Source organism: Stenotrophomonas panacihumi, assembly GCF_001431645.1.
GTDB classification, from domain to species: domain Bacteria; phylum Pseudomonadota; class Gammaproteobacteria; order Xanthomonadales; family Xanthomonadaceae; genus Stenotrophomonas_A; species Stenotrophomonas_A panacihumi.
In genome coordinates, this window is record NZ_LLXU01000058.1 from 1 (window position 1) to 12,355 (window position 12,355).

A 12,355-nucleotide genomic window follows, 5' to 3' on the forward strand; every position below is an offset into this window, starting at 1 on the left:
CGCCGTCGCCTTCGCGCGCGTTGGCCTGGGCCACGCGCGCCAGCTTCCTCGTCGCCGGCATCAACCTTTCCGCGTGGGCACCGCTGGTGCCTTATGCGCGCGACCGCCTGCACGCCGGCGAAGCCGAACTCGGCCTGCTGCTGCTCGTGCTGGGCATCGGCTCGGTCTGCGCGATGCCGCTGGCCGGCCTGGCCGCGCTGCGCGTGGGCTGCCGGCGCCTGATCGTGGTGCTCGGCGTGCTGGGGCTGCTGTGCCTGCCGGGGCTGGGCTGGGTGCCCGGCTTCAGCGGGCTGGCCGCGCTGCTGTTCGTCTATGGCGCCGCGCTCGGCGGCATGGACGTGGCGATCAACCTGCATGCGGTCACGGTCGAACGCCAATCCACGCGGCCGCTGATGTCCGGCTTCCATGGCTGCTTCAGCATTGGCTGCATCGTCGGCGCCGGCAGCGTGGCCGGCATGCTGTGGCTCGGCGCCGCGCCGTGGGCGGCGGTGTTGCCCGTGCTGCTGCTCAACGCCGCGTGCCTGTGGCGCAGTGCGCCGCACCTGCTGGCCGCCGGCGGCGATGCCGGGGGCTGGCACTGGCCGCACGGCCGCCTGCTGCTGCTCGGCGGCATGGCCTTCGCCACGTTCCTGATGGAAGGCGCGATGCTCGACTGGAGCGCGATCGCCTTCAACACGCTGCAACAGGTGGATACCGCGCGCGCCGGCAGCGCCTACGCCGTGTTCGCCGTGACCATGACCGCCGGCCGCTTCGCCGGCGACCGCTGGGTCGCGCGGCATGGCGGCATGCCCGTGCTGCTGGCCGGCACCGCGCTGGCGGTGGTGGGCCTGGCGATCGCCCTGTGGACGGCGTCACCCGGACTGGCCCTGCTCGGCTATGCCCTGGCCGGCCTGGGGGCGGCGAACATCGCGCCGCTGGCGTTCTCCGCCGCCGGCCGCCAGCCGGGCACCCGCCCGCAGGTGGCGGTGGCGGCGGTCTCGGCGATGGGCTACTCCGGCTCGCTGGCCGGGCCGGCGTTGATCGGCTTCATCGCCCACGCCAGCAGCCTGTCGCTCGCCATGACCTGCGTGGCGGCGGGCCTGGCGGTGGCCGTCGTGCTCGGCAGTAGTAGCGTTCGACCCATGGCCTCTGGCCGCTGAGCGGACCCCCGCGTGTTCCATTCGCGGAACATTGCATTTTTTTAACATTCAGCATTTGAAGACTGGCGAGTTCTAAAATTCGCCTGCCGCCCCGACCGCCTGGTCCCGGCGCAGCGCCCGCCGCCGATACCCCTCCCCTCTTTCCGGCGCGGGACCCAGGAGTCCGAGATGAACACGCGCGCGTCCACCGCCCTTGGTGCCGACCTTTCCGCCCCTGTCCTGCTGAAGGAAGGCACGCGCCTGCTCGAGCCGAACGTCTACCGCACCCACGTCAACGGCCAGCCGGCCGTGGTGAAGGACTACAGCCGCTATCGCCGCACCCTGCTGGCGCCGATCGCCCGTCTTATGGTGCGCCACGAGGCGCGCATGCTGGAGCAGCTCAAGGGCTGGCGCCACGCGCCGGCGCTGCTCGGCACGCTGGGCGGCCTGGCACTGGGCATGGAGTTCATCCCGGGCGAGACCTTGAGCACCAGCGCACTGGTGGGCCAGGAAGTGTTCAACGACCTGCAGGCCGCGCTGGACAAGCTGCACTCGGCCGGCATCACCCACAACGACCTGCACGGCACCAACGTGGTGGTGAGCGCGGGCGTGCCGGTGCTGATCGACTTCACTTCAGCCTGGCGCTTCCCGCGCTGGCTGCGCGAGAACCCGATCTCGCGCCAGCTGCGCCGCAGCGACAACGCCAACCTGCTGAAGATGCAGCAGCGCCTGACCGGCGTGGCGCCCTCGGCCGAACAGGCCGCGCTGACCGCCGAGCCGGGCTGGGTGCGCGGCATCCGCACCGGCTGGAAGCGCTTCTACCGCCGCATGAAGGGCGAGGCGGCCTGAGCCGCCGCGCCGGCGCGTCAAAGCGCGTCGGCGTCCAGTTCCCCGGTGCGGATGCGCACCACGCTGCCGAGGTCGTAGACGAAGACCTTGCCGTCGCCGATCTTGCCGGTGCCCGCCGCGCGCACGATGGCTTCCACCACCTGCTCGACCTGGTCGTCGGTGACCGCGACCTCGATCTTCACCTTGGGCAGGAAATCCACCACGTACTCCGCGCCGCGGTACAGCTCGGTGTGGCCCTTCTGCCGCCCGAAGCCCTTGACCTCGGTGGCGGTGATGCCGGCCACGCCGCAGCCGGCCAGTGCCTCGCGCACGTCGTCCAGCTTGAACGGCTTGACGATGGCCATGATCATCTTCATCGGGCGATCCCCTCGGTTTTCCGGTCGCGAAGAATAACCCGTCCATTGCGGCACGCGGGTCGAGGCTTATCCTTACGCCATAGACACCGCGCCACCGATGGCGCGCCCCGGCCGCCCAGCCGATGCTGGCCCGGCCTACCGGAGACCTTCCATGATCGATTTCAACCACCTCGACGACCTCGCCCGCCGCCTCAGCGACCTCGTGCCGCCGGGCCTGCGCGAGTCGCGCGACGAACTGCAGGCCGGCTTCAAGAACGTGCTGCAGGCCGGCCTGTCACGGCTGGACCTGGTCACGCGCGAGGAGTTCGACGTGCAGCGCGCGGTGTTGCTGCGCACGCGCGAAAAGCTCGAAGCGCTGGAGCGCACCGTCGCCGCGCTCGAAGCGCGCAACGGCCAGCCCGGCTGACACTTCGCCCCGAGCAGCCGCATGGGCCTGGCGCTCGTGCACAGTCGTGCACGCGTGGGCGTGGCGGCTCCGGAGGTCAGGGTTGAAGTGCATCTGTCCGGCGGCTTGCCGTCCACGCAGATCGTCGGGTTGCCGGAAGCGGCGGTACGTGAATCACGCGAACGGGTGCGGGCCGCGCTGCTGTGTGCGCAGTTCGAATTTCCCGCGCGCCGCATCACCATCAATCTCGCCCCGGCGGATCTGCCGAAGGAAGGCGGGCGGTTCGACCTGCCCATCGCGCTGGGCATCCTGGCGGCGAGCGGGCAACTGGATCGCGATGCGCTGGCGGGCCTGGAGTTCGTCGGCGAGCTGGCGCTGACCGGCGAGCTGCGTGGGGTCGATGGCGTGCTGACGGCCGCCCTCGCCGCACAGGCCGATGGCCGGCGGCTGGTGTTCCCCGAAGCAAACGCGCGCGAGGCGGTGCTCGCGGCACATGCCGCGCCGCAGCCGGCGCGCACCTTGTTGCAGGTCTGCGCGGCGCTGCGCGGCGAACAGGGTTGGCCGCCACTGGCCAGCGTCGAGGAGGAAACGCCCCGCACGCCACCCGGCCCCGATCTGGCCGAAGTGCGCGGGCAGCCGCAGGCGCGGCGTGCCCTGGAGATCGCCGCGGCAGGCGGGCACCACCTGTTGTTCTGCGGCAGCCCGGGCAGTGGCAAGACGCTGCTGGCGGCCTGCCTGCCGGGCCTGCTCCCCCCGTTGGACATGGACGAAGCGCTGGAAGTGGCGGCCATTGCCTCGGCCAGCGCGCAGGGCGTGGACGTGGCGCGCTGGCGCCAGCGGCCGTTCCGGCGTCCACACCACACGGCCAGCGCGGTCGCGCTCGCGGGCGGGGGGCCTACCGCGCGGCCCGGCGAAATCTCGCTCGCCCATCATGGCGTGCTGTTTCTCGACGAGCTGCCGGAATGGTCGCGGCATACGCTGGAAGTGCTGCGCGAACCGCTGGAATCGGGTGCGATCAGCCTGTCGCGCGCGGCCCGGCATACCGAATTTCCCGCCGCGTTCCAGCTGGTCGGCGCGATGAACCCCTGTCCGTGCGGCTGGGCGGGCGACGCGAGCGGCCGCTGTCGCTGCACAAGCGACGCGATCACCCGCTACCGCGCCCGGCTCTCCGGCCCGCTGCTGGAGCGCATCGACCTGCACGTCGAAGTGCCCCGGCTGCCGCCCAGTGCGCTGCGGCAGGACGCGCCACGCGGTGAAAGCGCGGCGGAGGTCAGGCTGCGGGTCGCCGCTGCACGGCAGCGGCAGCACGAACGCGCCGGCATGCTCAATGCGCGGCTCGATGCCACGCTGACGGCGAGGGATTGCGTGTTGTCGCCGGCGGACGAACAGCTGCTCGAAAAAGCCATCGAGCAATGGCAGCTCTCCGCACGCTCGCTCCATCGCATTCTGCGCGTATCGCGCACCATCGCCGATCTCGCCGGCAGCGCGAACATCACGCGCGAACACTTGATGGAGGCGATCGGCTATCGGGGGCGGGAAGGCTAGCGGCGCCCGCCGCTCAGGCGATCGCCACGACGAAGCAGGCACCCTCGTCATGCGTGGCCAGCCGGATGCGCCAGCCATGCGCCGCGCATACCTCCTGGCAGATCGCCAGGCCCAGGCCCGCGCCGTGCCCATCGCGCTGCGCGCGCCAAAAACGCTGGAACAGGTGCGGAAGGTCGGCCTCCGGCACGCCAGGCCCTTCGTCCTGCACGCTGAAGCCGCTGGCCTCCACCCGCACGCGAATCACCCCACCCGGCGAAGAATGATTCAGCGCGTTCTCCAGCAGGTTCTTCGCCAGCACGAACACCGCCGCCGCATCCGCTTCGACGGGCGCGAGGCTGGGTGCCACCTCGACGTCGACGTGCACCGCCTTGCGATCGGCCGCGCGCGCCAGGTAGTCCGCCGCCTCCTGCACCGCATCGCCCATCGCCATCGGTGCGAAGCGATAGTTATGGCCTTCGCTGACCTCGGCCAGGTGCAGCAGCTGGTGCACCTGGCGTGCCATCAATGCGGTATCGCGCAACAGCACCTCGGTATTGGCCGCGCCGCCCAGCTCGATTTCCGCCTGCAGCAACGCCAGCGGCGTCTTCAGCTCATGGGCGGCGGAGGCGAGGAACTCCTGCTGCACGCGGTAGCCATTCTCCAGGCGGTCCAGCGCGGCGTTGAACGCCTGCACCATGGGCTTGAGCTCGCTCGGCATCTGCTCGACCTGCAGGCGCGCGGCCAGGTTGCGCGGGCCGATGGCCGAGGCAATCGCCGACGCGCGATGCAGCGGGCGCAGCAGGCGCCGTACGGTGAAGAACACCACGCCGCCGAACGTCAGCAGCGCGATCAGCACCGTGATGAGGCCCGCGCGCACGTACAACTCACCGGCGTAATCGCCCAGCGTGCTGACGAGCCGGTCACTGCGGGCCACGCGCGCGGTATAGGCGCGTCCGCCGTGGTGGATCTGCCCGCCCATCATCAGCAGTTCGCCACCGCCCCCGGCCACTTCGCCGGACTGGATCGTCACCTCGGGCGACATCCCCCGCAGTGCGTCCAGCGCCGGGCCCGGCGGGCTGGACAGCACGTCCCTGCCCGCCGCATCGAGCACCAGGTATGCGGCGTCCTTGGGCATGGCGTCGTAGGCGGCGGTGTTCTTCGCATCCAGCCGCAGCTGCGCCGTGCCGTCCGCCGCCACGCGCAGGCCATCGCGCAGGTGCTGCCATTCCTCTTCGAGCTCCACGCGCAGCACGTCCTCGCCGGTGCGGGGCCAGGGCGACACCCACAGCAGCGCGATGGCCGCCACCGCGGCCGCCAGCAGGCCCGCCGATGCCGCCAGCAACAGGCGCCCGGCCAGGCTACGCGGGCGCATCTTCTTCCCGCAGCGTGAAGCCCAGGTTGCGCACGTTCACCAGCGACACGCCGGCGCCGATCGCCGCCAGCTTCTTGCGCAGCCGGTGCACGGCCACGTCCAGCGCGTTCGGCGTGACCGCCTCGGCGGTGCCCCATGCGGCCGCCTCCAGCGCGGCACGGCGCACCGGCTGGCCGGCCGCGCGCACCAGCGAGAGCATGATCTGCAATTCGGCCGGCGCCAGCGTCACGTGGTCCTCGCCGGCGGCCATGCGCCCCTGCGTCGGCTCGATGCGCACGCCGGCGAACACCGGCGCCAGGCTGCGCAGCGCGGGCGGCCGGCGCATCAGCGCGCGCACCCGCGCGGCGAGTTCGTCCAGCGCGAAAGGCTTGGGCAGGTAGTCGTCGGCACCGGCATCCAAACCGGCGACGCGGTCGCGCAGGGCGTCGCGCGAGGTCAGCATCAGGCAGGGCGTGGTGTTGTCGGCCGCGCGCATGCGCCGCACCAGCTCCAGGCCATCGCCATCGGGCAGGCCCCGGTCCACGATCGCCACCGCGTACGCCTGCCCGCGCACCCCCTGCCAGGCCGAGGCCAGGGTGTGGAAGACATCCACCGCGATGCCGGAGGCCGACAGCCCCCGCTCCACCAGCGTGGCCAGGCGCGCATGGTCTTCGACCAGGGCAACGCGGGGGCTGGATTGGCTCACCTGCTCGGACATGCGATCCCTGGCAATGGATTCAGAAGGACCAGCCGAGGCCAATCCGCACGGAGAACGCGCCGCTGGCATCCGGATCCATCAGTGGGCTGTCGGTGATCTCGCTGGGCAGCCACTTGTAGTTCACCGACCCGACGACTTTCCAGGCGGTGCCCAGTGGCCGGATGAAGCCGATGCTCGCCTGCGGCACCGTCGCCGCACCGGGGCGGTAGGCCGCCACGCCGCGCGCGATCTCCTCGTCGAGCGTGCCGTAATAGTAGTCGACGGTATCGCGCGACAGCCAATGCACGCCGACGCCGGGCACCAGCGTCGTGCGGCCCCAGTGCAGGGCGTAGGCATAGTCGAGCGCGATCTCCTGCCCGCCGCTGGTATCGGTGACGTCGTACAGCGCGGTGAGCTTCAATTCGGAGGCACCCGCCTGCCAGCCCAGCGAGAGGCCGGCATCAAGCGCATCGTCGCGGTCCTCCAGCAGGTCGATGTCGACGCCGTTGGCGGCCAGTTCGCGACGGCCCAGGTCGTCGACATCGAAGCCATCGAAGCGGCCGGACAACACCGCGTCCAGGCTGAAGTGCTCGCCCTTGTAGGCATGCACGCCACCGGACAGGCCGCGCCAGAAGATGCGCTTGCCCTCGTAGGCCACCAGCGGGAACGGACGGATGCGGGTGCCCATGCCGGCGTAGCCCTCATCCTTGATCGAGGCACCGGCGCCGATCATCCATCGGTCGTCATCGGCCTGGGCCAGCAGCTCGGCGGTGCTGGCCGAACGCTGGGCCAGGGCAAGGGAAGGCATCAACAGCAGGGGAACGCAGCACAGGGGGGAAAGTCTCATCGGTCATCTTCGTTGAAGGGGGCCACGCGGCCAGTCTCCAGCGCGACGACTTACAGGCGACTTACCTGTGCACGGCCAGCAAGCCGTCGATGTATCGGTCCACCGACGCCGTGTACGCGGACGCCTCGCCCAACTCACGGTTGATCTGCATGTGCGACAGGTCCTCCGGCAGCACCTCCACCGGCACGCCGAGTTCGCCGGCGCGGCGGGAGAAGGCGCGCGCCTGCAGGCAGCTGTCCGCACGCCGGCTGGAACACACCGCCAGCATCGGCAGCGAATCGCGCGCCAGGTGGTGGCAAGGCGAAGCCCTGCGCCAGTAGTCCGGGTCGGTGCCGAACGCGTCGTCGTACAGGCCGAAATGTCGCGGCGCCTGCATGATCAGCGGCACGTCCATCGCTGCGCTGTCCAGCGCCACCACGCCGAGCGGCCGCGTCGCGCCCACCGCCGCCAGTCGCCCGACATCGCTACCCAGCAGCGCCACCAGATGCGCCCCCGCCGAGTGTCCCATCATCACCACGCGCCTGGGATCGCCGCCCCACTGCGCTGCGTGCTGCTGCACCCAGGCCAGCGCATGCGCGACATCCTCCGCCTGGCGCAGTGGGTCGGCCTCGGGCAGCAGGCGGTAGTCGACGGACACGACGAGATACCCCTTCGGCAGCCAATGCGCGGCCTTCGGTTGCGCCAGGCCCGGGTTGTCGCGGCCACCGCGACGCCAACCGCCGCCATGCACGAGGAACAGGATTGGCGCCTGCCGCGCATTCGCGGGAATGTAGACGTCGAGCAACTGCGCCGCGTCGGGGCCATAACGCAGCGCCTTCTCTACGCGGCTACCCGGCGGCAGCGCGTTGTCACCTCCTCCCCGCAGGCCCAGCCAACCGCCCGCGGGCGCGGCCTCCACGGCAACGGCGAGGAGGAGCGTGGCACACAGGCCGACAACGGCCATCCAGCGTTTCATGCAGGTGTTCCCGAGGGGAGATGGAGAACGGCGCGCAGGCCGTTCGGGGAATGGGCGTGCAGCTGCAGCGTGCCGCCGTGCTGCCGCGCGATGCGCTCGACGATGGCCAGGCCCAGCCCCGCCCCGCCCGCGCGCGCGTCGTGCACGAAGGGCTGCATCGCGCGTGCGGCTTGCGCGGCATCCATGCCCGGGCCGTGGTCGGTGACCTCGATGCGCCAGCCGGCCGCATCGGCCGCCAGCGCCAGCGTGAACGGCGCCGCGCCATGCCGCTCGGCATTGCCGACCAGGTTCTCCACCGCGCGCGCCAGCGCGATCGGGCGCCCGGACATCGGCGCCTGCGGCGGCAGTTCGACGTGCCAGCCGCCATGGCTGGCCGAGAGCACGCCCGCGCACAGGCCGGCGAGGTCGAGCGGCTGCATCGCCTCGTCGCGCCCATCGCGCGCATAGGCGATGAACTGCGAGAGGATCGCGTCGATCTCGACGATGTCGCGCTCCATGCCCTCGCGCAGTGCCGGCTCCACCTCCGGCAGCAGGGCGAGCGCGTACTGCAGGCGCGTCAGCGGCGTGCGCAGGTCGTGCGAGATGCCGGCCAGCATCACCGCGCGCTCGGCGGCCACCTCGCGCGCCTCGCTGCTGGCGCGTGCCAGCGCGGTGGCAAGTTCATCCACCTCGCGCGGCGCGCCGGGGGCCAGCGCTTGCAGCGGCTCGCCCTGCACGAGCGCCGGCGCCTGCCGTGCCAGCGCGCGCAGCGGCGACACCAGGCGACGGGCGAAGCCGGCGGCGGCCAACCAGGTCAGCAGTGCACATCCGACGAGCATGCCCAGCGACCAGCGCCCGGCGGCGCGCGGCGGGTCGCTGCGCAACGCCACCCACATCGGGGTCGGCGTCGCCAGCCCCAGCCACCAGCGGCTGTCGCCCGCGACGCGCTCGCGTCGCAGGCTGCGGCCCGGCGCCAGACGCGGCCCGGCCATCGCGCCGAGCCGGCTGACCAGCGGCATCGCGCGGCCCGGCGCATCGGTGCGCACTTCCAGCCCGGCCTGGCGCAGCCACGCCACGGCCACCCGCGGCGACTGCGCGCGCGCCATGTCCTCGGCGGCATCGGCGAAACCGACCAGCGCGCGCATGCTCTGCGGGCCGCCGGATTGCAGTGCGATCTCGCGCGTGAGCACCACCATCCACAACGCCGCCCCCACCAGCACCAGCGCGAGCACCAGCACCAGCTGGCCGAACACGCTGCGCGGCAGCACGCGGCTCACGGCGCCACCTCCGCGCCCGGCGGCACGAACACGTAGCCCACGCCCCACACGGTCTGGATCACGCGCGGCGCATGGCTGTCGCGCTCGACCAGCTTGCGCAGGCGCGCGACGGTGACATCGATGCTGCGTTCGAATGCCTGGTGTTCGCGGCCGTGCGCCAGGCTCATCAGGCGGTCGCGGCTGAGCGGTTGGTGCGGATGGCGCAACAGCACCGAAAGCACGGCGAACTCGGCTGTCTTCAGCAGTACTTCGTCGTCCCCGCGGCGCAGCACCCGCGTGCCCAGGTCGAGCTGGTGCGTGCCGATGGCCAGCGTGCCGCCCTGTGCCTGCGGCGCGCCGGCGGTGGCCGCGCCGGTACGCCGCAGCACCGCGCGGATGCGCGCGAGCAGTTCGCGCGGGCTGACCGGCTTGGGCAGGTAATCGTCGGCGCCAATCTCCAGGCCGATGATGCGGTCGATCTCGTCGCCCTTGGCGGTCAGCATCACCACCGGGGTGTGGTCGCCACGGCCGCGCAGGTCGCGGCACAGGGTCAGGCCGTCCTCGCCGGGCAGCATGAGGTCGAGCACGATGAGGTCGTAGTGCCCGCGGTCCAGGGCCTGGCGCATCTGCACGCCGTCGCCGACACCCCGCACCTGGAAGCCCTGCCCTTCCAGGTAACGCTGGAGCAGGTCGCGCAGGCGGGGGTCGTCGTCGACCAGCAGCAATCGGGGAAGGGCGTCGTCCATGGCGCCACTATCGGGCCGCGGCATCGGCACCGGCAATGCATCCGCCGGCCAATGTGTAAGCAGATGTTTCAGTACCCGGCCGCGGAAACATCCGCAGGCAGACGCGGGCGAACAGGCCCGGACGGCGGCGCTAGCGTGTTCCCACGGCGGCATTCCGCCCGCCGATCAGGAGCGATGCGATGAAAGCGACTTCTTCCCTCCCCCTCTGCGTGGCCGCGCTGTTCGCCGCCGGGCTGGCCCTGCACAGCGGCACGGCCGAGGCCGGCCGCGTGCGCGTCCATGGTGCCGCGGCCGGCCCGGAAGGCCGCGCGGCCGGCACCGTCACCGCCGGGCAGAACGAACGGGGCGCGTATGCGCGCGGCCGGCATGTGGCGGGCGATCGCCAGGGCAACGTGCAGGGTGGCAGCCATGCGGCGGTAGCCGGTGCGGCCGGTGGCCAGGCGCAGCGCGAGGGCAGCTTCAGCCGTAACGCCGATGGCAGCGCCGCACGTGCCGGCTCGATGAGCGCGCACGGCGCGCAGGGCGGCACGCTGGCCAGCAGCGGCAGCGTGACGCGCGGCGCCGACGGCCAGCTCGACGGCAGCCGCAGCACCAGCGCCACGGGCCGCAACGGCAACAGCTACGCCGGCTCGACGCAGGTCGCCGACGGCAGCGTCACCCACACCGCAACCTGCAGCAATGCCGCCGGCGAGACGATCGCCTGCCGCGGCCACTGATCCGGAGGATGCCCATGCGATTGCTTTCCCTGTTCGCCCTCGCCGCCCTGACCTGGCCGCTGGCCGCCACCGCGCAGTCGCAAGGCGCGCCCCCACTGACAGACGCGCAGCGCGAACGCCTCGAACAGGCGGCCGAACGTTTTCGCGCCGCCGACACCAACCACGATGGCCAGATCAGCCGCGCAGAAGCCAATGCCTCGCTGCCGCGCATCGCCAAGCGTTTCGACCAGCTCGACGCCAATGGCGACGGCCAGCTTTCGGCCGAGGAGTTCCGCGCCGCGATGGAGCGCGCCCGCGCGCAGCGTTGAACGAACGGTCCCGCGCCGGCCTGCCGGCGCGGGATCCCCGGCTACTTGGCCTGCAACGAAGCGCTGACCGGCATCGCACCCCTGCCGGCCAACCGGCGCAGGTGACGCCACTGCACGATGCCGATGCCGACGAACAGCACCGCGATCACCCCCACGCACATCGCCAGCTGCGGATCATCCGGGCTGTCGAACAGCGGCGCGCCCACCGGCAGGCGGGTGAAGGTTTCCGTCAGGCCCGGAATGAAGTGGAAAAACAGCGCCACGGTGTAGAGCAGCGAGGCCACGCGCAGGCCCTGCCAGCGGGTGGCGCCACGCCGTTCCTGCCACATCCCCAGTGCCAGCACGACCAGCGTGGCGATGCTGAGCACGTGCGGCTTGCCGAAGCCGCCGTGGTGGTAGATGAACAAACCGGTGATGGCCGACAACGCGGTGAACAGCACGAACACCCGGCCGGCCCGGGTATCGCGGCCGATGCGGAAACGCGCGAACAGGGCGACGAAGCCGGCACCCATGCCGATCAAGCTGATGACGGTATGCAACATGCCGAAAGCGGTGATCCCAAGCATGACGAGACTCCCGGACGAGGTGGGGAAGCACGGACAGCGCGGAAGAGGACCGACAGCGGCCGCAGCATAGCGCCCCGGCCTGCCCAAGGGGCAACGGCGCCGGGGCCGGCCGCCGGCCAGCGCCCTGCACGCGCCCACCACGCCGCGCCCACGCCCGGTTGATGGCGGCCGGCCTACGGTCATCTCCCCGACGCACAACCGGAACCGCCATGAGCCCACCCGACGTCATCGCCGTCCCCGCGCTCGACCTGCAGCGCTACCTCGGCACCTGGTACGAGATCGCGCGCCTGCCGATGCGCCATGAACCGGCCAACGCCACCGACGTATCGGCGCACTACTCGCTGGACGAGGACGGCAAGGTGCGGGTGCAGAACCGCTGCCGGGTGGAGGGCAAGGTCGAGGAATCGATCGGCCAGGCCACGCCGGTGGACGAGGGCAACGCCAAGCTGGAAGTGACGTTCCTGCCGGAAGGCCTGCGCTGGATTCCCTTCACCCAGGGCGACTACTGGGTCTTGAAGCTGGATGCGGACTACCAGGTCGCACTGGTCGGCACGCCGAATCGCGAATACCTGTGGCTGCTGTCGCGCCGCCCGCAGCTCGACGCCGCCACGCGGTTGCTGTACCTGGACGAGGCGCGCCGGCAGGGGTTCGACCTGTCGGCGCTCATCGACACCCCGCAAACCGGCGCGCCGACCGCCTGAG

General features: G+C 71.7%; 15 protein-coding genes. 7 read left to right on the forward strand and 8 right to left on the reverse strand.

Going from position 1 to position 12,355, the window contains the following annotated elements; all coding sequences use genetic code 11:
- On the forward strand, positions 1–1,139 hold a 1,139-nt coding region (locus ARC20_RS04905; RefSeq protein ID WP_202595428.1), incomplete at its 5' end, for an MFS transporter.
- Positions 1,140–1,307: 168 nt separating this feature from the next.
- Positions 1,308–1,967: a BUD32 family EKC/KEOPS complex subunit gene (locus ARC20_RS04910; protein WP_057645232.1), complete on the forward strand. Its 660-nt coding sequence runs from the start codon at positions 1,308–1,310 to the stop codon at positions 1,965–1,967.
- A 17-nt stretch (positions 1,968–1,984) separates the two neighbouring features.
- Here the strand turns inward: ARC20_RS04910 and ARC20_RS04915 are convergent, their stop codons facing one another.
- Positions 1,985–2,323: a P-II family nitrogen regulator gene (locus tag ARC20_RS04915; RefSeq protein ID WP_057645235.1), complete on the reverse strand. Its 339-nt coding sequence runs from the start codon at positions 2,321–2,323 to the stop codon at positions 1,985–1,987.
- A 151-nt stretch (positions 2,324–2,474) separates the two neighbouring features.
- Here ARC20_RS04915 and ubiK point away from each other — a divergent pair, with 151 nt between their 5' ends.
- Complete coding sequence (ubiK, locus tag ARC20_RS04920) at positions 2,475–2,729, forward strand: ubiquinone biosynthesis accessory factor UbiK (protein WP_057645237.1); 255 nt, start codon at positions 2,475–2,477, stop codon at positions 2,727–2,729.
- 21 nt (positions 2,730–2,750) lie between these two features.
- Positions 2,751–4,253 (forward strand): YifB family Mg chelatase-like AAA ATPase, encoded by a 1,503-nt coding sequence (locus tag ARC20_RS04925; RefSeq protein WP_057645240.1) that lies wholly within the window; start codon positions 2,751–2,753, stop codon positions 4,251–4,253.
- A gap of 13 nt (positions 4,254–4,266) precedes the next feature.
- On the opposite strand, the gene ARC20_RS04930 is transcribed toward ARC20_RS04925, so the two are convergent.
- The 6 genes from ARC20_RS04930 to ompR all read right to left on the reverse strand — a co-directional run bounded on the left by ARC20_RS04930 (position 4,267) and on the right by ompR (position 10,063).
- Complete coding sequence (locus ARC20_RS04930; protein WP_057645243.1) at positions 4,267–5,604, reverse strand: sensor histidine kinase; 1,338 nt, start codon at positions 5,602–5,604, stop codon at positions 4,267–4,269.
- The gene (locus ARC20_RS04935; protein ID WP_237642505.1) at positions 5,591–6,289 is read right to left on the reverse strand and encodes a response regulator transcription factor; all 699 of its coding nucleotides are present in this window, start codon (positions 6,287–6,289) and stop codon (positions 5,591–5,593) included. Before ARC20_RS04935 ends, ARC20_RS04930 begins: the two co-directional genes overlap by 14 nt.
- Positions 6,290–6,320: 31 nt before the next feature.
- On the reverse strand, positions 6,321–7,127 hold the full coding sequence (locus ARC20_RS04940; RefSeq protein WP_081418036.1) for a MipA/OmpV family protein: 807 nt from the start codon (positions 7,125–7,127) through the stop codon (positions 6,321–6,323).
- Between the two features lie 61 nt (positions 7,128–7,188).
- Positions 7,189–8,082 (reverse strand): alpha/beta hydrolase, encoded by an 894-nt coding sequence (locus ARC20_RS04945; RefSeq protein ID WP_202595429.1) that lies wholly within the window; start codon positions 8,080–8,082, stop codon positions 7,189–7,191.
- The gene (locus ARC20_RS04950) at positions 8,079–9,338 is read right to left on the reverse strand and encodes an ATP-binding protein (RefSeq protein ID WP_057645253.1); all 1,260 of its coding nucleotides are present in this window, start codon (positions 9,336–9,338) and stop codon (positions 8,079–8,081) included. Before ARC20_RS04950 ends, ARC20_RS04945 begins: the two co-directional genes overlap by 4 nt.
- Positions 9,335–10,063, reverse strand: a complete 729-nt coding sequence (ompR, locus tag ARC20_RS04955) for an osmolarity response regulator transcription factor OmpR (protein WP_057645257.1) — start codon at positions 10,061–10,063, stop codon at positions 9,335–9,337. Before ompR ends, ARC20_RS04950 begins: the two co-directional genes overlap by 4 nt.
- A 179-nt stretch (positions 10,064–10,242) precedes the next feature.
- Between ompR and ARC20_RS04960 the strand changes: the two genes are divergently transcribed.
- Both ARC20_RS04960 and ARC20_RS04965 read left to right on the forward strand, forming a co-directional pair.
- On the forward strand, positions 10,243–10,779 hold the full coding sequence (locus ARC20_RS04960) for a hypothetical protein (protein WP_146165778.1): 537 nt from the start codon (positions 10,243–10,245) through the stop codon (positions 10,777–10,779).
- 14 nt (positions 10,780–10,793) lie between these two features.
- Positions 10,794–11,087, forward strand: a complete 294-nt coding sequence (locus ARC20_RS04965; protein ID WP_202595430.1) for an EF-hand domain-containing protein — start codon at positions 10,794–10,796, stop codon at positions 11,085–11,087.
- Between the two features lie 41 nt (positions 11,088–11,128).
- On the opposite strand, the gene ARC20_RS04970 is transcribed toward ARC20_RS04965, so the two are convergent.
- Positions 11,129–11,629: a DUF2306 domain-containing protein gene (locus ARC20_RS04970; RefSeq protein ID WP_237642506.1), complete on the reverse strand. Its 501-nt coding sequence runs from the start codon at positions 11,627–11,629 to the stop codon at positions 11,129–11,131.
- Between the two features lie 233 nt (positions 11,630–11,862).
- Here ARC20_RS04970 and ARC20_RS04975 point away from each other — a divergent pair, with 233 nt between their 5' ends.
- Positions 11,863–12,354 (forward strand): lipocalin family protein, encoded by a 492-nt coding sequence (locus tag ARC20_RS04975; protein WP_057645267.1) that lies wholly within the window; start codon positions 11,863–11,865, stop codon positions 12,352–12,354.
- Position 12,355 lies beyond the last annotated feature (1 nt).